The sequence below is a fragment of the Polaromonas sp. P1_E3 genome (genome assembly GCF_056405935.1).
The window spans coordinates 44,031-69,367 of record NZ_JBFUBD010000006.1 but is presented as its reverse complement, the minus strand read 5'-3'; the positions used below and the strand labels follow the sequence as shown (position 1 = coordinate 69,367).

Annotated in this window: 27 protein-coding genes; 11 read left to right on the top strand and 16 right to left on the bottom strand. The window is 62.3% G+C overall.

Annotation, left to right across the window (positions count from 1 at the left end; genetic code table 11):
- Nucleotides 1-175: 175 nt before the first annotated feature.
- A complete protein-coding gene (locus AC1D0Z_RS02730) occupies nt 176-529 on the top strand; it encodes a DUF167 domain-containing protein (protein ID WP_477656699.1) in 354 nt (117 codons plus the stop codon).
- 71 nt (nt 530-600) lie between these two features.
- Here the strand turns inward: AC1D0Z_RS02730 and AC1D0Z_RS02725 are convergent, their stop codons facing one another.
- From AC1D0Z_RS02725 to AC1D0Z_RS02695, 7 genes are all read right to left on the bottom strand, one after another.
- Complete coding sequence (locus AC1D0Z_RS02725) at nt 601-1,503, bottom strand: carbohydrate kinase family protein (protein WP_477656698.1); 903 nt, start codon at nt 1,501-1,503, stop codon at nt 601-603.
- Between the two features lie 18 nt (nt 1,504-1,521).
- Nucleotides 1,522-2,622, bottom strand: coding sequence for a DUF3426 domain-containing protein (locus AC1D0Z_RS02720; protein WP_477656697.1), 1,101 nt, complete (start codon nt 2,620-2,622; stop codon nt 1,522-1,524).
- Between the two features lie 74 nt (nt 2,623-2,696).
- A complete protein-coding gene (prmA, locus tag AC1D0Z_RS02715) occupies nt 2,697-3,581 on the bottom strand; it encodes a 50S ribosomal protein L11 methyltransferase (RefSeq protein WP_477656696.1) in 885 nt (294 codons plus the stop codon).
- 131 nt (nt 3,582-3,712) lie between these two features.
- Nucleotides 3,713-5,062 carry an acetyl-CoA carboxylase biotin carboxylase subunit gene (accC, locus tag AC1D0Z_RS02710; RefSeq protein ID WP_477656695.1) on the bottom strand — a complete coding sequence of 450 codons (1,350 nt, stop codon included), beginning with the start codon at nt 5,060-5,062 and terminating at the stop codon, nt 3,713-3,715.
- A gap of 41 nt (nt 5,063-5,103) precedes the next feature.
- Nucleotides 5,104-5,559, bottom strand: a complete 456-nt coding sequence (gene accB, locus AC1D0Z_RS02705; protein WP_477656694.1) for an acetyl-CoA carboxylase biotin carboxyl carrier protein — start codon at nt 5,557-5,559, stop codon at nt 5,104-5,106.
- Nucleotides 5,560-5,902: 343 nt separating this feature from the next.
- The gene (locus AC1D0Z_RS02700; protein ID WP_477656693.1) at nt 5,903-6,460 is read right to left on the bottom strand and encodes a TlpA disulfide reductase family protein; all 558 of its coding nucleotides are present in this window, start codon (nt 6,458-6,460) and stop codon (nt 5,903-5,905) included.
- Entirely contained in the window at nt 6,457-7,068 is a 612-nt protein-coding gene (locus AC1D0Z_RS02695) for a hypothetical protein (protein ID WP_477656692.1), read from the bottom strand. The genes AC1D0Z_RS02700 and AC1D0Z_RS02695 overlap by 4 nt, the downstream gene beginning before the upstream one ends.
- Before the next feature lie 262 nt (nt 7,069-7,330).
- Between AC1D0Z_RS02695 and mpl the strand changes: the two genes are divergently transcribed.
- Nucleotides 7,331-8,758, top strand: a complete 1,428-nt coding sequence (gene mpl / locus AC1D0Z_RS02690; RefSeq protein ID WP_477656691.1) for a UDP-N-acetylmuramate:L-alanyl-gamma-D-glutamyl-meso-diaminopimelate ligase — start codon at nt 7,331-7,333, stop codon at nt 8,756-8,758.
- A 104-nt stretch (nt 8,759-8,862) separates the two neighbouring features.
- Here mpl and AC1D0Z_RS02685 read toward each other — a convergent pair whose 3' ends face one another.
- Nucleotides 8,863-9,174: a hypothetical protein gene (locus AC1D0Z_RS02685; RefSeq protein WP_477656705.1), complete on the bottom strand. Its 312-nt coding sequence runs from the start codon at nt 9,172-9,174 to the stop codon at nt 8,863-8,865.
- A gap of 119 nt (nt 9,175-9,293) precedes the next feature.
- Between AC1D0Z_RS02685 and AC1D0Z_RS02680 the strand changes: the two genes are divergently transcribed.
- Nucleotides 9,294-9,902, top strand: coding sequence for a hypothetical protein (locus tag AC1D0Z_RS02680; protein ID WP_477656690.1), 609 nt, complete (start codon nt 9,294-9,296; stop codon nt 9,900-9,902).
- 3 nt (nt 9,903-9,905) lie between these two features.
- Here the strand turns inward: AC1D0Z_RS02680 and AC1D0Z_RS02675 are convergent, their stop codons facing one another.
- From AC1D0Z_RS02675 to rodA, 5 genes are all read right to left on the bottom strand, one after another.
- Complete coding sequence (locus tag AC1D0Z_RS02675) at nt 9,906-10,619, bottom strand: hypothetical protein (RefSeq protein WP_477656689.1); 714 nt, start codon at nt 10,617-10,619, stop codon at nt 9,906-9,908.
- Between the two features lie 114 nt (nt 10,620-10,733).
- Nucleotides 10,734-11,858, bottom strand: a complete 1,125-nt coding sequence (locus AC1D0Z_RS02670) for a 3-deoxy-7-phosphoheptulonate synthase (RefSeq protein WP_477656688.1) — start codon at nt 11,856-11,858, stop codon at nt 10,734-10,736.
- A 259-nt stretch (nt 11,859-12,117) separates the two neighbouring features.
- Nucleotides 12,118-13,641 (bottom strand): metalloprotease TldD, encoded by a 1,524-nt coding sequence (tldD, locus tag AC1D0Z_RS02665; protein WP_477656687.1) that lies wholly within the window; start codon nt 13,639-13,641, stop codon nt 12,118-12,120.
- An 80-nt stretch (nt 13,642-13,721) separates the two neighbouring features.
- Entirely contained in the window at nt 13,722-14,609 is an 888-nt protein-coding gene (locus tag AC1D0Z_RS02660; RefSeq protein ID WP_477656686.1) for an NAD(P)-dependent oxidoreductase, read from the bottom strand.
- Nucleotides 14,610-14,622: 13 nt separating this feature from the next.
- Entirely contained in the window at nt 14,623-15,777 is a 1,155-nt protein-coding gene (gene rodA / locus AC1D0Z_RS02655) for a rod shape-determining protein RodA (protein ID WP_477656685.1), read from the bottom strand.
- Between the two features lie 205 nt (nt 15,778-15,982).
- Here rodA and AC1D0Z_RS02650 point away from each other — a divergent pair, with 205 nt between their 5' ends.
- The 8 genes from AC1D0Z_RS02650 to ruvC all read left to right on the top strand — a co-directional run bounded on the left by AC1D0Z_RS02650 (nt 15,983) and on the right by ruvC (nt 23,518).
- Nucleotides 15,983-16,579 (top strand): YqiA/YcfP family alpha/beta fold hydrolase, encoded by a 597-nt coding sequence (locus AC1D0Z_RS02650; protein ID WP_477656704.1) that lies wholly within the window; start codon nt 15,983-15,985, stop codon nt 16,577-16,579.
- Nucleotides 16,580-16,645: 66 nt separating this feature from the next.
- Nucleotides 16,646-18,718, top strand: coding sequence for a ribonuclease catalytic domain-containing protein (locus tag AC1D0Z_RS02645; RefSeq protein ID WP_477656684.1), 2,073 nt, complete (start codon nt 16,646-16,648; stop codon nt 18,716-18,718).
- A 48-nt stretch (nt 18,719-18,766) separates the two neighbouring features.
- Nucleotides 18,767-19,615: an energy transducer TonB gene (locus AC1D0Z_RS02640; RefSeq protein ID WP_477656683.1), complete on the top strand. Its 849-nt coding sequence runs from the start codon at nt 18,767-18,769 to the stop codon at nt 19,613-19,615.
- 30 nt (nt 19,616-19,645) lie between these two features.
- Nucleotides 19,646-20,503 carry a shikimate dehydrogenase gene (gene aroE, locus AC1D0Z_RS02635; protein WP_477656682.1) on the top strand — a complete coding sequence of 286 codons (858 nt, stop codon included), beginning with the start codon at nt 19,646-19,648 and terminating at the stop codon, nt 20,501-20,503.
- 13 nt (nt 20,504-20,516) lie between these two features.
- The gene (locus tag AC1D0Z_RS02630; RefSeq protein WP_477656681.1) at nt 20,517-21,266 is read left to right on the top strand and encodes a transglycosylase domain-containing protein; all 750 of its coding nucleotides are present in this window, start codon (nt 20,517-20,519) and stop codon (nt 21,264-21,266) included.
- Nucleotides 21,267-21,294: 28 nt separating this feature from the next.
- Nucleotides 21,295-21,927: a lysophospholipid acyltransferase family protein gene (locus AC1D0Z_RS02625; RefSeq protein ID WP_477656680.1), complete on the top strand. Its 633-nt coding sequence runs from the start codon at nt 21,295-21,297 to the stop codon at nt 21,925-21,927.
- A 19-nt stretch (nt 21,928-21,946) separates the two neighbouring features.
- Nucleotides 21,947-22,927 carry a phosphatidate cytidylyltransferase gene (locus AC1D0Z_RS02620; RefSeq protein ID WP_477656679.1) on the top strand — a complete coding sequence of 327 codons (981 nt, stop codon included), beginning with the start codon at nt 21,947-21,949 and terminating at the stop codon, nt 22,925-22,927.
- 42 nt (nt 22,928-22,969) lie between these two features.
- Nucleotides 22,970-23,518: a crossover junction endodeoxyribonuclease RuvC gene (gene ruvC, locus AC1D0Z_RS02615; RefSeq protein WP_477656678.1), complete on the top strand. Its 549-nt coding sequence runs from the start codon at nt 22,970-22,972 to the stop codon at nt 23,516-23,518.
- A gap of 51 nt (nt 23,519-23,569) precedes the next feature.
- Here the strand turns inward: ruvC and AC1D0Z_RS02610 are convergent, their stop codons facing one another.
- The 3 genes from AC1D0Z_RS02610 to lpxC form a co-directional block, all read right to left on the bottom strand.
- Nucleotides 23,570-23,998, bottom strand: a complete 429-nt coding sequence (locus tag AC1D0Z_RS02610; RefSeq protein ID WP_477656677.1) for a hypothetical protein — start codon at nt 23,996-23,998, stop codon at nt 23,570-23,572.
- Nucleotides 23,999-24,210: 212 nt separating this feature from the next.
- Nucleotides 24,211-24,387 carry a hypothetical protein gene (locus AC1D0Z_RS02605; RefSeq protein ID WP_477656676.1) on the bottom strand — a complete coding sequence of 59 codons (177 nt, stop codon included), beginning with the start codon at nt 24,385-24,387 and terminating at the stop codon, nt 24,211-24,213.
- Between the two features lie 17 nt (nt 24,388-24,404).
- Nucleotides 24,405-25,328: a UDP-3-O-acyl-N-acetylglucosamine deacetylase gene (lpxC, locus tag AC1D0Z_RS02600; protein ID WP_477656703.1), complete on the bottom strand. Its 924-nt coding sequence runs from the start codon at nt 25,326-25,328 to the stop codon at nt 24,405-24,407.
- Nucleotides 25,329-25,337 lie beyond the last annotated feature (9 nt).

Genomic DNA, 25,337 nt, shown 5'->3' with positions numbered 1-25,337 from the left:
AGACTACTCTGAACCCGCAAGCTGCCTGGCCGTTTCCAACAGCCAGCAAGCCGTAAGCAGTAAGGTATTTCTGCTTGGAGCCCGATATCGAAAGATGTCGGGCTTTTTTCATGGCCGGCCCACCCATGAAACCGGCCCGACACCACACCCCTTTATTTGCCACTAGCGCTCCAGCATGAAACCGTTTCTCCCACTGCCTGACCTTCCTTTTCTACGGCGTGAGAAGAATGGAGACGTGTTGATCGACATTCACGTAGTGCCCAATGCCGCCAATACAGAGATGGTCGGCCTGCATGGCGAGAGCGGGCAACAGGCGCTGCGCCTGCGACTGCAGGCTCCGCCCATAGACGGCCAGGCCAACCAGGCACTGATGAAATGGCTGGCCGGCTGTCTCGGCGTTCCGAAACAGGCCGTGACGCTGGCCCGCGGAGAGACTTCAAGGCGCAAACAGTTGCGCCTCAGCGCTTCGGCCGCCAGCAAAGCCACATGGGATGAATGGCTGAAACCACTGAACCACAACAAGCCCTAGCCGCGTCACCCGCGGCGGGAAGCGGCCGCACGCTATTAATTTAATAGCTGGTGGCGCCCACCCCGTCTTGCTCAAGCGCTGATTTGCTCCGAACCCAGTGTGTAGTTCTGGCCGCCGCGCGTGGCGATCTTAAGTGCGCCCACCCGGTTACCCAAGGCGGCGCAGCGGTCCAGCGTCCAGCCTTTCTCCAAGCCAAACAGCAAGGCGCCACGAAAAGCATCACCGCATCCCGTCGGGTCGACTACAGCCCCGGCTTTCACCGGCGGCACCAGGGTTTTCTCGCCGCCAATCCAAACCTCACAACCTTCAGCGCCCAGCGTCACCACCAGGCCCTGCACTTTCCGGGACAACTCGGCGCAGGACAGGCCTGTACGGTCACACAGCATTTTGGCTTCGTAATCGTTGACGGTGACCCAGGTTGAAAGCTCCACAAAGTGGGAAAGCTCCTTGCCGTCAAACATCGGCAGGCCCTGGCCTGGATCAAACACGAAGGGGATGCCGGCCAGCTTGAACTGCTCGGCATGCTGCAGCATGGCATCGCGCCCGTCGGGCGAAATAATGCCGAGCTTGATGTCATCGCGCGCATCGATACGGGTGATGTGGGCCTGCATCATTGCGCCGGGGTGAAAGGCCGTGATCTGGTTGTTGTCACGGTCGGTCATGATCATGGCCTGGGCGGTATAGGTGTCACCGACCTGCCGGACAAATTCGGTGCTGATGCCCAGGGTTTTCATTCGCTCCACATACTCGGCGCCGTCGCTGCCGACTGTCGCCATGGGCAGTGGTTTGCCGCCGAGCTGCTGCAGGCTGTAGGCGATGTTGCCGGCACAGCCGCCGAACTCGCGACGCAGCGCCGGCACCAGAAACGAGACGTTCAGGATATGCAGCTGGTCGGGCAGTATCTGCTCCGAGAAGCGGCCCTCAAAGGTCATGATGGTGTCAAACGCCAGGGAGCCACAAATAACAGCAGACATTCAGTTCTCTCATTTCAGTCAGGGATAAAAAACCAGTACACGGTAGCCCGCGACCCGCAGGGCAGCCGCCGGCGCGGAAGCCGGTGGCGACGCGGCACTTGCCGCGTCCGTATCACCGGATATTTTCATGATGACCAACCCTTGCACCTCGGAACGTGCGGCCAGGGTCGGCGATCGGACGCCAAATTGCGCGGGCGCCAGGATGCGGCGCACCACGGCCTGGTCCTGTGAGTCGGTCAGGGTCACTTCCAGAGATGGCATCTCGACAAGCGTCACCCCCGTGTTTTTGAGCGTAAAACTGAGGCGGTAGGCATCAGGCCCTATCCGATTGAAGGTGGAGCTGTCGATGACCAGTGCCTCAATATGCCGGGGGGCGCGAATGTCACAGTGCAACTGGCCGCAAATCCCTTGAAGCGCCGGAACAAGCCGGGGTTCCAGCGCGGCCAGTGTGTCTCTTTGCTGGACAGCCCACTGCACGACCAGCACGGCCAACAGCGACAGGGACACCAGGGCCATGGTCCACCGGGTCAGTGGCCGTTTCCAGAACGCCTTGCGCCGGGCCTCCCGCACAAAAGAGACATCGTGTTCCACGCGCGAATCCGGCATGCCGGAATCCACATCTGAAAAGGCAAAACTGGAATCGTCGTCGACTGCCGGGCGCACCATCACGGGCCGGCGGACCGGGGGCTCATCCGGTAGCCCGCTATCGGGCAGTTCGAGCGGATCCTGCTGACGCTCCTGCTGTGCACGCTTCCAGCGCACAGGATCAAAATCGGCCGCGCTGTCCTGCGCATCGACAGGGCTGCCATGGCCTGAAGGCCTCAGGGGGACCCGGTCGGCAAACGATCTTGCGGGCGCCCATTCTTCCTTCGTGTCTGCGGCAACCACGGCCGGTGGCGCGGAAGGAACGAATTCCGGCAAGGGCATGGGTTCGGTATCCGCCACCGGAAACGATACCGAAGGCACGGGCGACGCCATGTCACGCGGCAGCAGGTGCGCAGAGGCATCAAAGACTTCAGCGCAATGCCCGCATCGCACCCAGCCCTGCGAGACTTTGAGTTGGTCGGTCACGACTTTGAACATCGTGCCGCATGCGGGGCAGCGCGTAATCAGGCTCATTTAGCGCTGTATTGTAGGGGTGGCGCCTGCTGCCGGCGGCCCGGAAACCGCCATACGCGACGGCCGGTGCCGGCTCAGAACCGGGCGGTCATCAGGATCCAGCCTTCTTGCGTGTCATGCACGCTGAGCTGGCAATAAGGGGCGTAGGCTTCCTTGAGCTCGTCGGCCTGGCGCTCCAGGATGCCGGCGAGCACCAGGTGGCCGCCCTTTTCGACGTGTGCGCACAGCAGCGGCGCCAGCACCTTGAGCGGCGTGGCCAGGATATTGGCCAGCACGGTGCGGTACCGGCCGGATGCCTTGTCGGGCAAGCCGGCATTGAGCGCCACGTGGTTGGCCTCGGCATTGGCGCGCGTCGATTCGACGGCGGCCGGGTCAATGTCGACGGCGTCGATGTCGGCGGCGCCAAACTTTGCCGCGCCGATCGCAAGGATTCCGGATCCGCAACCATAGTCGAGGACGCGCCCCAGGTCCTGCCCGGCCCGGCTTGCGATCCAGCGCAGGCACATACGTGTCGTCGGGTGCGTTCCCGTTCCAAAGGCCAGGCCCGGGTCCAGGCGAATCACCTGTTTGGCCTCGGCAGGTGGTTCATGCCAGGTCGGCACGATCCAGAATTCAGGCGTGATGTCCACCGGCTCGAACTGCGACTGCGTCAGGCGCACCCAGTCCTGCTCAGGCACGGGCTGGATGGCGACCACGCGGCAACCCGCGAAAAAATCCTGGGCCGCCAGCAAGCCGGCGGCATCGCGTGCCAGGGCTTCCGTGGAAAACAGCGAGACGATGCGGGAGCGCTCCCAGCCCGCCTTGGGCGGCGGCATGTCGGGTTCGCCGAACAGCGCCTGCTCGGCCGGCGTCTGGGCGTCGGCGTCCTCCACCGACACGCTGAGCGCATCGAGCGCGTCCAGCGCCTCGCTCAGGGTTTCCACCTCATCGACGGGGGCCAGCAGAACCAGTTCAAACATCATTGATCGTAGAAGAGTTGGATGCCAGTTTTCAGTTCAAGCCGGGGCCGCGGAACCGGCTTTGCCGGGCCGCAGGCGCAGCGGCCCCCTCGGGGGGCAGGGAACTACACGAAGTGAGCGACCGTGGGGGCTCACCTTTCTCGCTTTGAAAGCCACTCTTCCAGGTAGTGGATGTTCGTGCCCCCATCCATGAACTTGGCGTCCACCATCAGCTCGCGGTGGAGCGGTATGTTGGTGTTGATGCCTTCGACCACGGTTTCGGCCAGCGCCGTGCTCATGCGGGCCAGCGCCTGCTCACGCGTATCGCCATGAACAATGATCTTGCCGATCATGGAGTCGTAGTTGGGCGGCACAAAATAGTTGGCGTAAATATGCGAGTCGACCCGAACGCCCGGCCCGCCCGGCGTGTGCCAGGTCGTGATGCGGCCCGGCGAAGGGACGAACTTGTAAGGGTCTTCCGCATTGATGCGGCATTCGATGGAGTGGCCCTTGAGCTCGATATCACGCTGGGCAAAAGGCAGCTTTTCACCGGCCGCCACCATGATCTGGGTGCGCACGATGTCCACGCCGGTGATCCATTCGGTGACCGGGTGCTCCACCTGCACGCGGGTGTTCATCTCGATAAAGTAGAACTCGCCGTTTTCGTAGAGAAACTCAAACGTGCCCGCGCCGCGGTAACCGATCTTCTTGACGGCCGCAACGCAGCGCTCACCGATGCGCTCAATCAGCTTGCGGGGAATGCCCGGCGCCGGCGCTTCTTCAATGACTTTCTGGTGGCGCCGCTGCATGGAGCAGTCGCGCTCGCCCAGCCAGACTGCATTCTTGTGCTGGTCCGCCAGGATCTGGATTTCGATGTGCCGCGGGTTCTGGAGAAACTTCTCCATGTAGACCTCGGGGTTGCCGAAGGCCGCGCCGGCTTCGGCCTTGGTGGTCTGCACTGCGTGCAACAACGCCGCCTCGGTATGCACCACGCGCATGCCGCGCCCGCCGCCGCCGCCGGCGGCCTTGATGATGACCGGGTACCCGACCTGCTTGGCCGTGCGCTTGATGACGACCGGGTCATCGGGCAAGGCGCCTTCCGAGCCGGGCACGCAGGGCACGCCAGCCTTGATCATGGTCTGCTTGGCCGAGACCTTGTCGCCCATGATGCGGATCGACTCCGGCGTGGGGCCGATGAATTTGAAGCCGCTTTTCTCCACCCGTTCGGCGAAGTCGGCGTTTTCGCTCAGGAAGCCGTATCCGGGGTGAATCGCTTCGGCATCCGTCACCTCGGCGGCCGAGATGATGGCCGGCATGTTGAGGTAGCTGTCTTTGGAAGGCGCGGGGCCGATGCAGACTGACTCGTCCGCCAGCTTGATGTATTTGGCCTCGCGGTCGGCTTCGGAATAGACCATCACGGCCTTCACGCCGAGCTCGCGGCAGGCGCGCTGGATGCGCAGGGCAATCTCACCCCTGTTGGCGATCAGTATTTTCTTGAACATGCGTCGGTAAGCCTGGTTTGGAAAGTAGGCAGGGCGCCCGCTTACTCAATGATGAAGAGGGGTTGGCCGTATTCCACAGCCTGGCCGTTTTCCGAAAGTATCTTGGTCACCGTGCCCGACTTGTCGGCTTCGATCTCATTGAGGATTTTCATCGCTTCGATGATGCAGATGGTCTCGCCTTCCTTGACCACGCTGCCGAGTTCGACAAACGGCTTGGCGCCCGGGCTGGCGGAGCGGTAGAACGTGCCGACCATGGGGGATTTGACGGCATGCCCGGCAGGGGCTGCAGGCGCGGCATCTGCTGCCGGGGCGGCGGGCGCGCCCGCGGCGGGGGCCGCTGCCGGAGCTGCTACCATGGCAACCGGCTGCTGCATCACCAGGGGGGCACCGCTGGATTTGACGATGCGGACCTTGCCTTCTGCTTCGGTGATTTCGAGTTCGGACACATTGGACTCTGAGACAAGGTCAATCAGGGTCTTGAGTTTTCGTAGATCCATGGGGTTCTCCAACGACGGTAGATGCTGGGCAGCAAGATCAGCACGCAGCTTTTTGAATGAAAGCCCGAAAATCAAGGCAGTCACAACGCAGCGCCGATCTTCTTTCTTTTTTCACTTACTTTCTGCTTTTACGCTTTAAAGCGCTTATCAGTTAATTACTGCGGGGACGAGCCAGACGGCTTGCCCCGGGAAAGCGCAGAGTGTACATCAAGCTGGTGCCCATTCCCAACCGTCTGGCAGCTGGCCATTTCGCCAAAAAGTCCCCAAGAGTATGCGGTTAGAAGCTGTTGTCAGCCGTTACCGAAGGTTTCGATACAGCTCGCTCATCGGCAAGGCTCTGCCGCTAATTGAGCTTGGCCCAAAGCGCCAGGTCCTCCGGCAAGATCTTCCCGATCTTGCGATGAAGCAGTTCGCCCGAGGCGCTGAACACCGCGGTAAAAGGAAGGCTGCCGGCGATGTTGCCCAGTGATTTGCTGAGCTCGGTGCCGCCCAGGCCGGCCATGCCGACCGCAAAATGCAGCGGTCTGGTCTGCAGCCAGGTTCGCACTGCGCTGGGCTGATCAACAGCCAGACCCAGCACTTGCAGGTTTTTATCGCGATTTTCCTGGTAGAAGTAATCCAATAGAGGCAGCTCCTCAACACAGGGCGGGCACCAGGTGGCCCAAAAATTCACCAGCAGCAGTTTTCCGCGAAAGCTGCTCATGGACAGGTTCTTGCCGTCCGGCGTGTCGAAGTTCAGGCTCCAGAATGCGTCGGTCGCGCTGCCAGCAGCGCTGCCAGGGGTAGGGGCCACCACTTGTTCATCCACCGCGTGGGGCTGGAATCTCCACCAGGCGACGCCAGCACCGGCCAGGCCGGCCAAGGCGGCGGTACCGCCATAGAGCATGTTTCTGCGATTCACGTGTCTGTAGTTCCGGGTTGGGGGGACAGCAATTTTTGCACGGCAGCCAGATCGCCTCGCGGGGTCCGCCCCTTGCCATCCGGCCTGAGGGCACCGCGCAAGTCGTCGTGGTCATAAACCATCAGGTGTACACCCACAGTTTCGTTCAAAGGTTTGCACACACTTCGCAGGCTGAGCGCTTCCACGCTGTCACCGGTGAAGCCGGTCACGGTGCGCGGCTCGTAGTCCACATTGTGCTCAATCAGCGCAATCTCGGCTGATTTGGGGTCATCGCAGAACAGCTGGATGTAGATATCGGACAGCCGCGTGGCCGTTCCATGCCACACGGCGCCGCCCAGGTAAGGCCGGAACTGCGCCAGCCGTTCCATCCAGACCAGTGCCAGCTCGCGCAGCGCCGCCAGCTCGGCGGGCTGGGTGTCGGCACAGAAAAGGGCAATGTATTCGCGGACAGCGTCTTCCAGCTCATCATTGCCCGGCAATTCGGTGCGGGCCGGCAAGGCCATCTGTTTGACGGCGCGGCGCTTGGCTGGGCCATATTCCAGCCCTTCTTCCACCACCAGCGCGGCGGCCGTGGCGGCGATTTCGGATTTGAGGGTATGTGGTGTCAAGATCGGCTGGGTTGACAAGGATTGGCACATCGAAAGCCAATGGCGTCATGCGTATGAAGGAAGGGCGAAGCGATTGTGCCTTGGTTGGGTTCCGGCAAGGCGCTAAAGTTCACCCGGGTCGCAGCACCTCAGGTTGCTATTAAATCGATAGCTGCTGGCGCTCGTCCACATTGACCGAGAGGCACTTTTCTCTGGAATTTTCGCACAGCCACTGGCTTCATCCTGCGCAGATCCATGGAAAGCCCTGCCTAGAATACAGGCCATGCACATACATATTCTGGGAATCTGCGGGACCTTCATGGGCGGCCTGGCCGCCCTGGCGCGGGAAGYAGGGCACAAGGTGACAGGCTGCGACACCGGCGTCTACCCGCCCATGAGCGACCAGCTGCGCGGTTTGGGCATTGAGCTGATCGAAGGCTACGGCGCCGACCAGATGGCCTTTGAGCCGGATGTATTTGTGGTCGGCAACGTGGTGTCACGTGCCCGGCTGCCTGACGGCAGCGCCAAATACCCGCTCATGGAAGCCATCCTGAACAGCGGCAAGCCTTACACCAGCGGCCCGCAATGGCTCTCGGGCCATGTGCTGCACCACCCCACTCACCACCCGACCGGGCCACGCCATGTGCTGGCGGTGGCCGGCACGCACGGCAAAACCACCACAACGGCCATGCTGGCCTGGATTCTGGAAGCCGCCGGGCTCAAGCCGGGTTTCCTGGTCGGCGGCGTGCCGCTCAACTTCGGCGTGTCGGCCCGATTGGGTGAAGGCAATACCTTTGTGATTGAAGCCGACGAGTACGACACCGCTTTTTTCGACAAGCGCAGCAAGTTCGTGCACTACCGGCCACGCACCGCCATCCTGAACAACCTCGAATTCGACCATGCCGACATTTTTGACGACCTGGCCGACATCGAGCGGCAGTTTCACCACCTGGTGCGCACCATCCCTTCACAGGGCCGGGTGGTCGTCAATGCCGCCGAGGCCAGCCTGCAGCGCGTGCTGGCCCAGGGCTGCTGGAGTGAACAGTTGCTCTTCGGCAGCGGCCTGCTGAACAAAAGCGGCTTCATGGCCCACGGCGAGCCGCACGACTTTCATGTGCTCAAGGCCGGCGAAGCGGTCGCTCATGTGCAATGGGGCATCAGCGGCGTGCACAACCAGCTCAACGCGCTTGCCGCCATTGCGGCGGCTGAGCACGTCGGCGTGGCGCCCGAGGCTGCGGCGCGGGCGCTGTCAGAGTTCCAGAACGTCAAGCGCCGCATGGAGGTGCGCGGTGTAGTCCCGCGCAAAGGCGGCGACATCACCGTGTATGACGACTTCGCCCACCACCCCACCGCCATCCACACCACGGTGGACGGCCTGCGCCGCCAGCTGCAGAGCGCCGGCCGGGGCAGCGAACGCATCCTTGCCATCTTCGAGCCGCGCAGCAACACCATGAAGCTCGGCGCCATGACAGCCCAGCTGCCCTGGAGCCTGGAACAGGCCGACCTGGCGTTTTGCCACGCCGGCGGGCTGGACTGGGATGCACGCGCCGCGCTGGCGCCCATGGGCGAGCGCGCCCAGGTCGCCGGCACCATTGACCAGCTGCTTGAGCAGGTCACGGCGGTCGCCCGGCCTGGTGACCACTTGCTGTGCATGAGCAACGGGGGGTTTGGCGGGATTCATGCCAAGCTGCTGCACGCGCTGAAAGCCTGAGGGGGAATTCGCGAGAGACCAGGTCGCTATTGATTTGATAGCTGCTTGCGCACGGTCAGCAAGGGCTAAAGACCTGAATCGCTTAAATAGTCGAGGCGGTGAAGCTAGAAACTGATGCCCAATGTTGCGACATCCACGTGCACAACCGGCTTGCCCAACGCCGCACTCGACGCCCGGGCAAACGCCTGCGCCCACTGGGCATCGGCAAACTTTGCCGGTCCGGCGGCCTGAGCAATGACGACCACTTTGTCGGCCGTCAGCAGCTTGCCGGTCGGCCGCAGCGGCTCGCAGTCCATCCGGGTGAACTCACCGTCCAGCCACGTCCTTGCCGCATCGTGCGGCATGGGCTGCACTTCATTGAGGTCCAGGCGGATGGGCGGATGGCCCTTGAAGGTCACACTGACTTCGCTGCGCATGTCTGACTCCCGGCAAAGGATTGGATGACCCATGGTCGCGACCTGCAGGGTCGGCGGCAATTCGCGGAAACCCGCGCGCTGGCACTTAAACTTGAGGCCCTGTCCATGAATAACACCCCATGACTATTTTCCAGGCAACCTTAAAAACCGTGTCATGCCTTGTGGCGACGATGGCATTGACGGCATGCGCAGTGAAGTCCTTTAAATCGACGGCTATGGAAACGGCGCAAACGCCGATCCGGATTCTGGACGTTTACTGGAGTCCCAAACTACCGGCAAACTACAAACTGACAAAGAGCGCCCAAGGCTATCAGCCGGTAATCACCGAGGCGGATCGCAAGGTCGCCGCAGAGTCCCTGACGGCCCTGAGCCAGACATTTGACCGGGGGTTCAGGACCCTCTTCAGCGAAAGAATGAAGGCGTCAGGCGTAAAAACCGTGGAGGTCATTTCCGTTCCGCAGCAGCGATTGCCTAACCCGGTGGAAGGCCGTTACCAGCTCTTTGTCGATGTCAATGACATGGCGGTGGGGTGCACTGGCCTGGGCTGCGTAGCCACTTTTGACATCAAGGGCATGCTGCGCGCCCCTGAAAGTTCAGCGCCTGCGCTGACCTTCACCACCAAGGTCGGGCAACCCATTGTCGGCGCGAAAATCGATGACGCGCTATTCAACGCTTTTGCCAGCGCGCTCGCGGACGACCTGGACAAGAAGGGTTTTTTGAAGCGGTGAAACTCAGCTTGGCGCGCAGTTAGACGACAAAATAACCTGGACCTTGTTATTGCCCCCCACGTCGTAGCGGCTGAACGTGCCGCTCTGTGAGGAGCCGTAGGTGTAAGCCTGCGTCCATTTCGGCGGGGCGGTGTAGAGCCTCACCACCTCATCGACCAGATCGGCGACTTTTGCCTTGGGCACCATGTCCGCCAACTCGGCCACCCGTTGCCTGGGCAAGTCCTTGCGCCGGGCCATGTCTTCAGCATCCAGAAAGCCCTGAAACGCCGGGCGGGCAGGTTCGCCCTTGACGCGCTTGAGTTCGTCGAGCGATGCACCGGGGGCTACACCGCCTATGGAGCCGGTAAAAGGTGGCTCAAACCGCAGGCTGGCGACCTGCAGGCTGCTATCGAAGAAGATCCATACGCCACGGTCCGGCAAATGGTATTGATAGGCTGTGGCACTGGCCAGACCTGCACTGCTGTTAAAGCGCGTGGGCTCTATTTGCAGCGCGTAAAAAGCCTTCACCTTGGTGATGGAGTCGCCTTTGGTAAAGGGGCAGCCCTTTAATTGCGCGTCAGGGACCGCAGAAGCGCCTGTTTGTGCAAAACCCGCTGCACCGGCTGCCCACAAAACCCATCCCATGCTGTGACGCGCAACTTTGGCAAACCGGCTCGGACCTTTACCGGCGCGCGCACCGATGTGTTGCGAATTCGTGCATCCGTGGACTGTACCCATCGTGGCCTCCCTGCCAATAATTGATTTCGCCGATTGTTTCACATGCGTACGGCGCGCACACAGATACAACACCGGCGGGTCCCCACCAGAACCCGCAAATGCGCCTGCTTTGAGCTATTTCTTTTCGCGGCGCTTGAGCACGGCGGCCGACAGAATCTCGAGCACGTCCAGCGAATCGCCCCAGCCCAGGCAGGCGTCAGTGATGCTCTTGCCGTATTCCAGCGCTTTCGAGTCGTCCTTGCCTGGCGTGAATTTCTGCGCGCCTGGGTTGAGGTGGCTTTCCACCATCAGGCCGAACACGTGGCGCGAACCACCCGCCACCTGGCCGGCGATGTCGCGTGCCACCTCGACCTGCTTTTCGTGCTGCTTGGAGCTGTTGGCGTGGCTGCAGTCGACCATCAGCGTGGCCGGGAGTTTGGAGGCTTCGAGCTCCTTGCAGGCTGCCGCGACGCTGGCCGCGTCGTAATTGGGCGCCTTGCCGCCGCGCAGGATCACGTGGCAGTCCTTGTTGCCATTGGTCTGCACAATCGCGACCTGGCCGTTTTTGTGCACCGACAAAAAGTGGTGGCCGCGCGCTGCCGCCTGGATGGCATCGGTCGCGATGCGGATGTTGCCGTCGGTGCCGTTCTTGAAGCCAATCGGCGCCGAGAGGCCCGAGGCCAGTTCGCGGTGCACCTGGCTTTCCGTCGTGCGTGCGCCGATGGCGCCCCAGGAAATCAGGTCGCCAATGTACTGTGGCGAAATCACGTCGAGGAACTCGCTGCCGGCGGGCAGGCCGATGCGGTTGATGTCGATCAGCAGCTGGCGTGCGATACGCAGGCCTTCGTCGATGCGGTAGGTTTCATCCAGGTACGGGTCGTTGATCAGGCCCTTCCAGCCGACCGTGGTGCGTGGCTTTTCGAAGTAAACGCGCATCACGATTTCCAGCGTGCCTTCGTACTTCTTGCGCTGCTCAACCAGCTTGCGGGCGTATTCCAGCGCAGCCATCGGGTCGTGGATGGAGCAAGGCCCGACAACGACGAGGAGCCGGTCGTCCTTGCCCTGGATGATGTTGTGAATGCTTTTACGGGTTTTGCTGATCAGCGTTTCGACGGCGGTGCCGCGGATCGGGAAAAAGCGGATGAGATGCTCGGGAGGGGGTAGCACGGTGATGTCCTTGATGCGTTCGTCGTCGGTCTGGCTGGTCTTTTCGACGTTCGCATACCAGTTGTCGCTGGCGGAGGTGGGCTTGGCATTCATCGCTGTTTTCCTTTTCTTTCGGGATATCAATCAGGTCGTCACAAGTCAGGTCATTTAAAAAATTGAACGGGCAAAAAAAAACCGCCGGAGGCCGGCGGTTTTTGGAGAATCGGTGCGTTTTATCGGGTCACGCGTTGATCTCTCTACCGCCGGAAGCGCTTGAGAACCAAAAGTAACCGAAGTAAAACTTGGCCGAATTCATAAGCTGAAATGTAGCACAGGTCAAAAACAGGTCTTTTTCTTATCCAGCCCGGCCGGATCAGGCCGTTCCGCCGACCGTCAGACCGTCGATGCGCAGCGTTGGCTGGCCCACGCCCACCGGCACGCTCTGGCCTTCCTTGCCGCAGGTGCCCACGCCGCTGTCGAGCGCCATGTCGTTGCCCATCATGGTGACGCGGGTCAGCGCGTCGGGGCCGTTGCCCACAATCGTCGCGCCTTTGACGGGATACAGGATCTTGCCGTTTTCAACCCAGAAGGCCTCACTGGCCGAAAACACGAACTTGCCCGAGGTGATGTCGACCTGGCCGCCGCCGAAATTGGTGGCGTACAGGCCCTTCTTGATGCTGGCCACAATTTCTTCAGGCTGCTTGTCGCCGCCCAGCATGTAGGTGTTGGTCATGCGCGGCATGGGTACGTGGGCGTAGCTTTCGCGGCGGCCGTTGCCGGTGGGCTTGACCTTCATCAAGCGCGCATTCAGCGAGTCCTGGATATAGCCCTTCAGGATGCCGTCTTCAATCAGCACATTGCGCTGGCTGGCGTGGCCTTCGTCGTCGACGTTGAGCGAGCCGCGGCGGTCGGCAATCGTGCCGTCGTCCAGCACGGTGACGCCCTTGGCTGCCACGCGCTGGCCGATCTTGCCGGAAAACGCGCTGGAGCCCTTGCGGTTGAAGTCGCCTTCCAGGCCGTGGCCGATGGCTTCATGCAGCAAAATGCCGGGCCAACCCGAACCCAGCACCACGGTCATTTCGCCGGCCGGTGCGGGGCGTGCATCAAGATTGGTCAGCGCGGCCTTCACCGCGTCGTTCACATATTCGGCGATCTGCGCGTCGTCAAAGTAGGCCAGGCCGAAACGGCCACCGCCGCCGCCCGAGCCGACTTCGCGCCGGCCTTTTTGCTCGGCGATCACCGTCACGCTCAGGCGTACCAGCGGACGCACGTCGGCGGCCAGCGTGCCGTCAGCGCGCGCGACCATCACCACGTCGTATTCACTGGCCAGGCCCGCCATCACCTGCACGATGCGCGGGTCTTTGGCCTTGGCGAGCTTTTCCACCTTTTCAAGCAGCTTGACCTTGGCGGTGCTGTCCAGCGTGGCGATCGGGTCCAGGCCCTGGTAGAGCGAACGGCTGCCGGCAATCCTGCGGGCCGGCGTCTTCACGCGGGCCGATTTGCCACCCGCGGAAATGCTGCGCACGGTTCGGGCCGCGTCGAGCAGCGACGCTTCGGAAATATCGTCGGAATAGGCAAAGGCAGTTTTTTCGCCGCTCACGGCGCGCACGCCCACGCCCTGGTCGATGCTGAAGGAGCCGGTCTTCACAATACCTTCTTCCAGGCTCCAGCCCTCGCTGCGGGTGTACTGGAAATAAAGGTCGGCGTCGTCGGCGCCATGGGAGGTGATTTCACCAAGGGCGCGGCCCAGGTGCGCCTGCGTGAGGCCGAACGGCGCCAGCAACAGCTTTTCGGCAATCTCCAGCCGCCCCGAAGTGGACTCCGCCGTCGGCCTGGCTGTCGATGAGGCCGTGGACTTGTTGGAGGCGGAGGCAGGGGTGGAGCGAAGTGAGGTCATAAAGCCATTGTAGGCAGTCTGCCCTGCGCATGCCCGGCGCGGCGGCATTCCACCACGGGCCGCCTGCATTGCCGGCCGGCTCAGGATTTGCCGGCTGAATGCTTCACGTGCTTGAAAAGTGCCGCATCGTCCTCGCCGGCCAGCCCGGCCTGGTGCGCCTCTGCAAAAACTTCGCTGGCGGCGAGGCCCAGCGGCCCTTCAAACCCCACGGCCCGGGCGGCCTCCACGGCCAGCCGGGTGTCTTTTTCCAGCAAGGTTACATGTGCGCGCGGCGCATAGTCTCCCGCGATGGCGCGGCGCAGGCGGTCCGAGCCAATCCAGCTTTGCCCACTCGACTGCTCGATCACGTCCAGCGTCGTGCCCAACTCCAGCCCCAACCGGTCCGCCAGCGCCAATGCTTCGGCAGCGCCCACCAGGTTGATGCCAGCCAGCAGGTTGTTGACCAGCTTGGTGCGGGCGCCGTCGCCGGGTTTTTCGCTGATGCGAAACACCTTGGCCGACAAGGCCTGGAGCAGGCCGGCCTGCTGCGCATACACCTCGTCCTGGCAGGCCACCATCAGGCTCATGGAGCCGTCACGCGCCCGCGCCGGCCCGCCCGACATGGGCGCGTCCAGCGTGTGCACGCCGCGTTCGGCCAGGCGGGCGGCGAAAGATTCGACGTCCTGCGGCGAAATCGTCGGGCAAAGCATCACGGCATGGCCGGGCCGCAGCATGCGGGCCAGGCCGAGTGGGCCAAACAGCACCTCTTCGGTTTGCGCGGCGTCCACTACACAGATGATGAAGGCGAGCGAATCGGCTGGGGCATCGGCACCCGAGGCGATAGCGGCAGCGCCGAGCCTCACCATCTCTGCAACCTTGCCTGCATGGATGTCGCAGACCTGTACGTCCCATCCCCGATCCAGCAAATTGGCCGCCATGCCGCCGCCCATGTTGCCCACCCCGATCACGGTGACGAGTTTGGGGTTCACAACCAGGCGCCGTTCAGGACTGGACCAGCCGCTTGGCCTTGGCGATCGACATCAGCATGCCGATGGCCAGCCCCAGCGTCACCATGGCCGTGCCGCCGTAGCTGATGAAAGGCAGGGGAACGCCCACCACGGGCAGGATGCCGCTGACCATGCCCATGTTGACAAAGGCATAGGTGAAAAAAATCATGGTGAGCGCCCCCGCCAGCAAACGGGCGAACAGGGTCGAGGCTTCCAGGGCAATGGCCAGCCCGCGCAAAATCAGGAAGATGAACGCAGCAATCAACAGCAGGTTGCCCAGAAGGCCGAACTCTTCGGAATAGGCCGCGAAGATGAAGTCGGTGGTGCGCTCGGGAATGAACTCCAGGTGCGTCTGCGTACCGGCCATGAAGCCCTTGCCGGTGATGCCGCCGGAGCCGATGGCGATCATGCCCTGGATGATGTGAAAGCCCTTGCCCAGCGGGTCGCGTGAAGGGTCCAGCAGTGTGCAGATGCGCTGCTGCTGGTAGTCGTGCAGGATGGGCCAGCGTACGCCGTCGGCGCAGATTTGCGGCTCGAACCACACCACAAGGAACACCCCCACCAGGCCGAGCAGCACGGGCGGAATAATCAGCTTCCAGCTCAAGCCGGCAAAAAAGATCACCGCCAGGCCGGCGGCCAGCACCAGCAACGAGGTCCCCAGGTCGGGCTGCTTCATGATCAGCCCGACGGGAGCGAGCAGCAGCAGTCCGGCGGCCAGGAAGTCCAGCGGGCGCAGCTGGCCTTCACGTTTCTGGAACCACCATGCCAGCATCAGCGGCATGGCGATTTTCAGGATTTCGCTGGGCTGGATCACCACACCCACATTGAGCCAGCGCCGGGCGCCTTTTTTGGTGATGCCGAAAACCGCCACGGCGACCAGCAGCGCCACCCCGGCAATGTAAAGCGGCACGGCAAAAGCCATCAGGCGCTGGGGCGGCACCTGGGCCACCACGAACATGATGGCGCCGGCAATCAGCATGTTGCGGCCGTGGTCGATAAACCGCGTGCCGTGGTCATAGCCCGACGAATACATGATCAAGAGGCCCGCGCATGCGAGCAGGAACACGGCAAACGCCAGCAAGCCATCAAAGCCCTGTAGCAAGGGCAGGGTTCGCTGATAAAGGGAGGGTTTGTCGAAAACGGCAGCCATGTCGGGATTATCCGCCAGCCTTGAAGCCGCGAACGGGCCGCGGCACATTAGGCAGGAGCGGGGAGCGCTATCAAATAAATAGCTGCTTGCGCACGTCCTTATTGACCTACAGCCTCTTTTTCCTGGAAACTCCATGAAACACAGCGAAACCGGAAAAAGCCGGCCCGGTCAGAGCGCGCAGATCGCCCGCCGTCTAACATGCGGCATGCGCACCACCCACCTGCTCTACCTGCACGGCTTCCGGTCGTCGCCCCAATCCGTCAAGTCCCGGAAAATGGCGGCCCTGGTGCATGAATGCCACCCCGCCGTGCACTGGTGGTGCCCGCAGCTTCCCGCCTCGCCCCAGGCCGCGCTTCAAATGGTTTTTGATGAAATTTCCGGCTGGCCGCAGCAGGGCGGCTTTCAGCGCATGGCGGTGATGGGCTCGTCGCTGGGCGGTTTTTATGCCACCGCGGTGGCCGAGCGCACCGGCTGCAAAGCCGTGCTGCTCAATCCCGCCGTGGAGCCGGCGCGCGACCTGGCGACCTACATCGGCGAACAAACCGCCTGGCATAACCCGGACGAACATTTTTTCTTCGAGCCACGTTTTGTGGACGAACTCAAGGCCCAGCATGCCGGGCCGCTAAAGACGCCCGGCAACTACCTCGCCATCATTGCCAAGGGTGATGAAGTCCTGGACTGGCGTGAAATGGCGCAGCGCTATGCCGGCACCCGCATCCGGTTACTGGAAGGCGGCGACCACGCGTTGAGCGACTTCGACACGCACCTGCCTGAAATCCTCGATTTTCTCGCCCTGGCCTGAAATCTCCGGGAAGCAGCCCTGATTACACTAGTCCCCAGTCATCAAAGACACCAAAGGGACCCCGTTTTGTTTGTATTGTTTGAAGAAGCCGGAAAGTTCCTGGCCGGCCGCATTTTGTCCGAAAGCGACGCCTCGCTGCAGGTTGAGCTCGACTCGGGCAAGCGCGTGAAGATCAAGGGCGCCAACGCCCTGCTGAAGTTTGAAAAGCCCTCCCCTGCCGAAATGGTGGCCGCCGGCCAAAAGCTGAGCCAGGATATTGAGCTGGACCTGGCCTGGGAATTTGCCAGCGAAGAAGAATTCGGCTTTGCCGACCTGGCCCGCGACTACTTCAGCGCAGACGGCAAGGCCGCTTCGCTGGAGCAGCAGGCCGCCGCCCTGTTTCGCCTGTACGACGCGCCCCACTACTTTCGCCGCGCCGGTAAGGGCAAATTCAAAAAAGCGCCGGCAGAAATCCTGCAGCAGGCGCTCGCCGCCATCGAAAAGAAAAAACAGGTCGCGGCGCAAATCACCGCCTGGGCCGAAGAACTGGGCCGCGGCGAATGCCCGGCGCCCGTGCGCGATCAGCTCTACAAAATTCTCTTCAAGCCCGACAAGAACAGCGCTGAATACAAGGCCGTCGTTGAAGCCTCGCGCGCCACGCACACCGCGCCGCTCGATTTATTGCAAAAGGCCGGGGCCATCGCTTCGCCCTACCAGTTTCACTGGAAGCGCTTCCTGTTCGAGAATTTCCCCAAAGGTACGGGTTTCCCTGCGCTGCAGGCGCCCGAAGTCAAGGACGAATTGCCGCTAGCAGATGTCAAGGCATTTTCCATCGACGACTCGGCCACCACCGAAATCGACGATGCGCTGTCCGTTCAAGGCCTGGGTAACTCACGCGGTGATGGCACCGTCACGCTGGGCATCCACATTGCCGCGCCCGGCCTGGCAGTATTGCCCGGCAGCCCGATTGACAACGTGGGCCGTGCGCGGCTTTCTACCGTGTACATGCCCGGCTACAAGCTGACCATGCTGCCGGATGAAATCGTCAAGAGCTACACGCTGCAGGAGGGCCGCAACTGCCCGGCCCTGTCGCTGTACCTCACGCTGGACGAAGCCACGCTGGAGATCAAGGAAAGCGTGACCCGGCTGGAGCAGGTGCCCATCGTGAGCAACCTGCGCCACGACATGCTGGACAGCACCTTCACCGAGGCGTTTTTTGAAGCCGCGCAAACCAGCCCGCCCACCGGCATTCAGTGGGGTGTGGAGCTGACCTTTCTGCACCGGCTGGCCAAACACCTGAAGGCGCAGCGTGAAATCGTGCGCGGCAAGCCCGAGAACTTCAACCGGCCCGAYTACAACTTCCGCCTCGACAACCCCACGGGCGGCGAGCCACAGGGTAACGAGACGGTCAGCATCAGCACGCGCCAGCGCGGCGCGCCGCTGGATTTGATCGTGGCCGAGGCGATGATCCTGGCGAACAGCACCTGGGGCCAGTGGCTGGCCGAGCACGGCGTGCCCGGGATTTACCGCAGCCAGGCAAGCCTGGCGCCCGGCGTGAAGGTGCGCATGGGCACCAAGGCGCTGCCGCACGCGGGCATAGGCGTCAAAAGTTATGCCTGGAGCACCTCACCGCTGCGCCGCTACACCGACCTGGTCAACCAGTGGCAGATCATTGCCTGCGCGCGCCATGGCCGCACGGCCGCGCTGGTTGCGCCTTTCAAGCCCAAGGACGCCGAGCTGTTTTCCATCATTTCGGGTTTTGACGCCGCCTACAGCGCCTACAACGGTTTCCAGGCAGGCATCGAGCGTTACTGGACGCTCAAATACCTGCAGCAGAACCACATCACCGAGCTGACCGCCACCGCCTTCAAGGACAACCTGGTACGCGCCGACGAGTTGCCGCTGGTGCTGCGCGCCGTGGGGGCGCAGGGCCTGCCGCGCGGTGCGAAAGTGCGTGTGAAGCTCGGTGAGATCGACGAGATTACGCTCGACATTTCCGGCACGGTGACCGAGCGCCTGGATGTGGAAATCGACGAGTCACCCGACCCCCTGGGTGAGGACGACGGCGAGTCGGAGATGGCCGCCGGCCCGATCTCGATTGCTGTCGATGTCAATGAACCACAAACCGACACGGCTGCCGCGGTTCCGGTGGCCGGTTAATGTCGGTTAATGCCGGATTTCGCGCATAAACACCGATAATCTCCTTCTGTGAAATCCCCCAGCACACTGCAAATCGCCCTGGGCGCCTCCATCGCCTTCCACGTGGTGTTGCTGACGGTGCGTTTTGTGGACCCGGAGCGCTTTAACCGCGTGTTCCAGGACACCCCGCTCGAGGTGATCCTGGTCAATGCCAAGTCCAACGAAAAACCCGACTTTGCCAAAGCCATCGCACAGGCCTCGCTTGCCGGCGGCGGCGAAGCCGAAAAAGGCCGGGCCACATCGCCCCTGCCGCCTTCGGCCCTGATGGAGCTGGGCGACGCCACCGAAGACGCGCAGCGCAAGGTCGACACGCTGCAGGAGCAGCAAACCCAGCTGCTCGCGCAAATCAAAAAGCAACTGGCCTCCATGCCACCGCCCGACCCGACACAGCCCGCCAACAACCCGGCACAGGCCGAGCGCGAAGAAAAGCGCAAGCAGCTCATCAAGATCCTGGCGGAAATCGAGCGGCGCATCAACGAAGAAAACGCACGGCCGAAAAAGCGCTACATCAGCCCGGCCACACGTGAAGAGGTCTACGCCGTTTATTACGACGAACTGCGCCGCAAGATTGAAGACAAGGGCACGGTGAACTTCCCCGAGCTGGCCGGCAAAAAACTGTACGGTGAGCTCACGATGATCGTGACGGTGAATTTTGACGGCAGCGTGATCGACACGGAAGTCGTGCAGACCTCGGGCAACCTGACGCTGGACCGGCGTGCGCAAAGCATCGTGCGCGGTACCGGCCCTTTCGGCAAGTTCAACGACGCGATGCGCAGCAAGGCGGACCAGATCGTGGTGGTGTCGCGCTTCAAGTTCACGCGCGACGACACGCTTGAAACCAAACTCACCAGCCGCTAGTCCCAACGTCGGCCTGCCGCTCCAGCACCCATGAACACCGGCCCCGCCATGGATAAATACTACGTCCTGGGCAACCCGATCGCGCACAGCAAATCCCCGCTGATCCATGCGCGGTTTGCCGAGCTCACCGGCCAGTCCTTGCAATACGAACGCCTGCTGGTGCCGCTCGAGACATTTGCCGCCACCCTGGCCGGGCTGCTGCAAGGCGGCGCAAAAGGCTGCAACGTCACGGTGCCTTTCAAGCTGCAGGCCTTTGAGGCCGCAGCCACCCAGACCGACCGGGCGCAATTGGCCCGGGCCGCCAACACCCTGGTGCTGCAAGGCGGCGCCATCCATGCCGACAACACTGACGGCGTGGGCCTGGTGAACGATATCCAGAACAATGCCGGCGTTTCACTGGCCGGGCGGGATGTGCTGCTGATTGGTGCAGGCGGCGCGGGCGCGGGCGCACTGGCTACGCTGCTGGCGGCCGGACCACGCCGGCTGGTGCTCGTCAATCGCACACGGGCCAAAGCCGATGCCCTGGTGGCGCGCCACCGGGCCCATGCCTCCATGCAGGGCTTGCTACAAAAAACAGAGCTGCTTGCGCATGACCTGCAAGGGCTGCAGGGCCATTTCGATGTCATCGTCAATGCCAGCGCAAGCAGCCTGGCTGGCGCGGGCGTGCCGGTCCCCGCCAGCGTACTCAAGCCCGGCGCGCTGGCATGCGACATGATGTACGGCCCCGCTGCGGCGGACTTCATGGCCTGGGCCAGGGAAAACGGCGCCACGCCGCGCGACGGGCTGGGCATGCTGGTGGAACAGGCCGCCGAAGCCTTCGCCCTGTGGCGCGGTGTTCGCCCGCCATCGGCCCAGGTGCTCCAGGAAATACGGGCGCAGCTGGCATGAAAGCGGGCGCGCCATGAAAGCGTTGCTCAGGCTGCTGGGCCTGGGGCTGATTGCCGGCCTCGCGCTGCAGCTTTTCTTTGTGGCGCGCATCGCCATGATGGCCGTGGTGAACCCGGAGTCCACCGCTTTCCAGCGCTCGGAAGCCTACCTGGTCGTGCGCAACACCGGATCCCTCAAATGGCGGCAGCAATGGGTGCCTTACGGCGAATTGCCTGACAACCTCAAGCGCGCGGTGATCGCATCGGAAGATGCCAGCTTCGCCGAGCACGACGGCGTTGACATGGAAGCGCTGGAAAAAGCCTGGGACAAAAATGCCAAGGCCGAAATGCGCGCCGCGCAGTCCGTGAGCCGCCTCGCCCCGTCAAAAGCGGCGGCGGCACCGGCCAAGCCCCCCAAGATCGTCGGCGGCTCCACCATCACCCAGCAACTGGCCAAAAATCTTTTCCTGTCGGGTGAACGCACCCTGCTGCGCAAAGGCCAGGAGCTGGTGCTGACGCTGCTGCTTGAAGCCATGCTCGGCAAGGAACGCATCCTGGAGATTTACCTCAACAGCGTGGAATGGGGTGAAGGCATTTTTGGCGCTGAAGCCGCAGCGCAGCATTACTACCGCAAGCCTGCCTCAAAGCTCAGCGCCTATGAATCCGCACGGCTGGCTGTCATGCTGCCGCGGCCCAAGTACTTTGAAACACGGCCCGGCTCGGGCTACCTGGCCTCGCGCGCCAGCACCATCACCGCCCGCATGGGCGGTGTGGAACTGCCCTGAATGCTGGAAAGCAAAAAGGCCCTGCCCCATGAATGACAAGTTTTCTCCCATTCTGGCCAAGTTGATGGGGCTTTTCCTGCTGGGGCTGATCCGCACGCTGACCGGTGCACAGGCCCGCTGGCAGGGCTGCCCGCCCAAGGCGGAACAGCGCATTTATTTTGCCAACCACCAGAGCCATGCCGACCTCGTGCTGATGTGGGCAGCGCTGCCGGAAGAGCTTCGCAGCATCACCCGGCCGATCGCCGCAAAAGACTACTGGACCAAAACCCCTTTCAAAAAATGGATCACCACGGCGGTCTTCAATGCGATTTACGTGGACCGCGCCAAGACCGGCGACCAGGACCCGCTGGAGCCGTTGATTGAGGCGCTGAACAGCGGCGACTCGATCATCCTCTTCCCGGAAGGCACACGCGGCAACCAGGAGGAGCCGCAAAAATTCAAGGCGGGGCTTTACAACCTGGCACTGAAATTTCCGCAAGTGGTGCTGGTGCCCGCCTGGATCAACAATGTGCAGCGCGTCATGCCCAAGGGTGAAGTCGTGCCGGTTCCCATTCTCTGTTCGGTCACCTTTGGCGCCCCCATTGCCCTGGGCGCCGGTGAAGACAGGGCCGAATTCCTGGCGCGCGCCCGCCAGGCCGTCATGGATCTCAGGGAAACCTGACACAAGGCCCGGAATTCCGATGAACACTTTTTTGCGCAACCTTTCACCCTCGCACCAGGTCGGCCTGCTGTTTGTGCTGGTGTTCGGCATCCTGACCGTGATAAGCGTGGCCGCGTTCGTGATGTCCCTCAAGGACACGCACGAAGACGACCTGCACACCCAGAAGCTCAAGGAGTTCAACGGCCTGCTGCGCACCTCGTGGTTCATGTCGACGGTGTTCTGGATCGGCTGGACACTGGGCGAAACCGTGGCGACCGTGCTGTTCGGCATGGTGGCCTTTTTTGCACTGCGCGAATTCATCACACTGTCGCCTACCCGGCAGGGCGACCACCGCAGCCTGGTGCTGGCTTTCTTTGTGGTGCTGCCGGTTCAGTTTGCGCTGGTCATCACGCGGCACTTTGACCTGGTGACCGTGTTCATTCCGGTCTACGTGTTCCTGGCGATCCCGGTGGTCAGCGCACTGGCCGACGACCCGCACCGCTTCCTGGAGCGCAACGCCAAGCTGCAATGGGGCATCATGGTCTGCATCTACGGCATCAGCCATGTGCCGGCCCTGTTGCTGCTGAAGTTTCCCAACTACCAGGGCAAAAACGCCTTCCTGGTGTTCTTCCTCGTGTTTGTGGTGCAAAGCTGCATGATCGTCCAGCACCTGGTGGGCCGCAAGCTGAAGCGCCCAGCCAACGCGCCCAACGTCAGCAAAAGCTTTAACTGGACCAGCTGGCTGATCGCGGTTATCGTGGCCAGCTTGCTGGGCGGACTGCTCGCCGGCCTCACCCCCTTCAAGCCGGCACAGGCCGTGGCCATGGCCTTCATCGCTTGCGTGTCGGGCTCGCTGGGGCACCTGGTCATGAAGGCGCTCAAGCGTGACCGCGGCATTCCCAACTGGGGCAACCGCGGTGTGGGCGTCACCGGCGCCAGCGGCCTGCTGGACCGCGTGGATGCGCTGTGCTTCGGCGCACCCGTGTTTTTTCATTCGGTTAGATGGTATTTTGGCCTCTAGGCCAATAAACACGTGCGCAAGCAGCTACGAAATGTATAGCAGATGAGAATTCTCGGCATTGACCCAGGACTGCAAATCGCGGGCTTCGGCGTTATCGACATGGATGGCCAGCATCTGCGGTATGTGGCCAGCGGCACCATCAAGACCACGCACATGGAGCGCAGTGATCTGCCGGGCCGGCTCAAGGTGTTGTTTGAAGGCGTGTGCGAAGTGGTGGAGCGCTACCAGCCCGATGCGGCCTCCGTCGAAATCGTCTTTGTCAACGTCAACCCGCAGGCCACGCTGCTCTTGGGGCAGGCGCGCGGGGCCTGCATCACGGCCCTGGTCTCGCGCCAGCTGTCGGTCGCCGAATACACGGCGCTGCAGCTCAAAAAAGCGGTCGCCGGTTATGGCAAGGCCGGCAAGGCCGAAATGCAGGAGATGGTGATGCGCCTGCTGAAGCTTCCATCGCTGCCGGGCAAGGATGCGGCTGACGCCCTGGGGCTGGCCATTACCCACGCCCATGTCGGCACCGCCCTGCAACGCCTCGCTGCGGCGTCGGGCACAGGCGCAAAGTCCATCAGTCACTACAGGGACGGCCGAAGCCGCTAGATAGCCGGGGGCGCCAGCAGGCCCCTGATGGCCCGGTGAGGTCCGGCGGGCTTAACGGCCGCGGTATTCGGCCACCACCTCATCCAGTGAAGGATTGGACCTGGCTTTTCCGCGCACCAGCACAATGGGCAGCTCGCCGCTCATGATGGACGAGATTCGCTGGGCATCGGCAGGGTCGCCGCTTGCCACCGTAAAACTGATGCTGTGGGTGCGTGTAACCGGAATTCCCTTGCTCGAAAGCTGCTCAGCCAGGCTGTCCGCCCGGCGGGCCGCTTCTTCGGGRCAATCTTCAGCGGCGATCACTTGAACCGCATTGGAAGCGGTCGTGCTGGTTCCGGGCAGCATGACAAAGCCATTTGAACTTGAACTTGCCGCAGAGCCGGCTGACACCGCCAGCGGCTGGCCTTCACGGTGCTTGGTCCAGTACTGGTACCCAAAACCCGCAAGACCCAGCACGATAAGGATTTTAATGAAGCTCATGAGGTCTATCTCCGGGAGTTACGCCGGTTGGCAGCCGATTGAAACCGCACCAAATGCGGTGCTTCAGAGGGTCCAGCGCAGAGGCACGTCGTTGTGAGCGAACTATAGCGCAAGGGGCGGGTACTACAAAGCGGTCAACGGGCCATCGGCGCCCTGAGGAAGAGGAGGAAGAGGAGGAAGAAGGAGCCGCCACCACCCGCCGCGGGCTGGTGCTATGCCACGCGCTCAAGTACCAGTACGGCAAAAAAGCCGAAGGCGGCGATCAACGTCCATTTGAGAACTGTGAGCCCAAACTGCTTGAACCGTGGCTGGCCGGTGCCCGCGTAAAACATGAAAGACACCACCGCGGCCAGCAAAAACAGCAGGATGAGCCATCGGAACAGCAGCATGGCGAGCCTCGCTGGGCCTACCAGGCACGCGCCAGGGTGGCGAAGCCTTGGGGTGCCTTTTTCTCGTCTTCGAAAGTGACGACTTCGTAGGCGTCCTTGTGCGACAGCAACTCGCGCAGCAGCTTGTTGTTCATGGCGTGGCCGGAGCGGAACGCACTGTAGGCAGCCAGCAGCGGTTTTCCCAGCAAATAGAGGTCGCCCATGGCATCAAGAATCTTGTGCTTCACGAACTCGTCGTTGTAGCGCAGGCCGTCGCTGTTGAGCACCTTGTAGTCGTCCATGACGATGGCGTTGTCCAGCCCGCCACCCAGCGCCAGGCCGTTGGCGCGCATCATTTCCACATCCTTCGTAAAGCCGAAAGTGCGGGCGCGCGCAATGTCGCGTGTGTAGGCGCCAGAGCCCATGTCGAACTCCACGCGCTGCCCGGTGGAGTCCACTGCGGGGTGGTCAAAATTAATTTCAAAACTCAGCTTGTAGCCTTCATAGGGACTCAAGCGCGCCCACTTGGCCGTGGCGCCTTCGCCTTCGCGCACTTCCACAGGCTTGATCACGCGGATAAAACGCTTGGGCATGGCCTGTAGCGCGATACCGGCGGATTGCAGCAAGAACACAAAAGAGGATGCCGAGCCATCAAGTATGGGGACCTCTTCCGCCGTGATGTCGACATAGAGGTTGTCGATGCCCAAGCCGGCGCAGGCCGACATCAGATGCTCCACCGTATGCACCTTGGCATTGCCGCTGGAAATAGTGGACGCCAGCCGGGTGTCCGTCACGGCTTGGGCCGAAATCACGATATCGACGGGCTGCGGCAAATCAACCCGGCGAAACACGATGCCCGTATCGGGCGCTGCGGGGCGCAGGGTCAGCTCCACCCGCTGGCCGCTGTGCAGGCCCACGCCTACGGCTTTGGTCAGGGATTTGAGGGTGCGTTGCTGAAGCATATGGGTCAT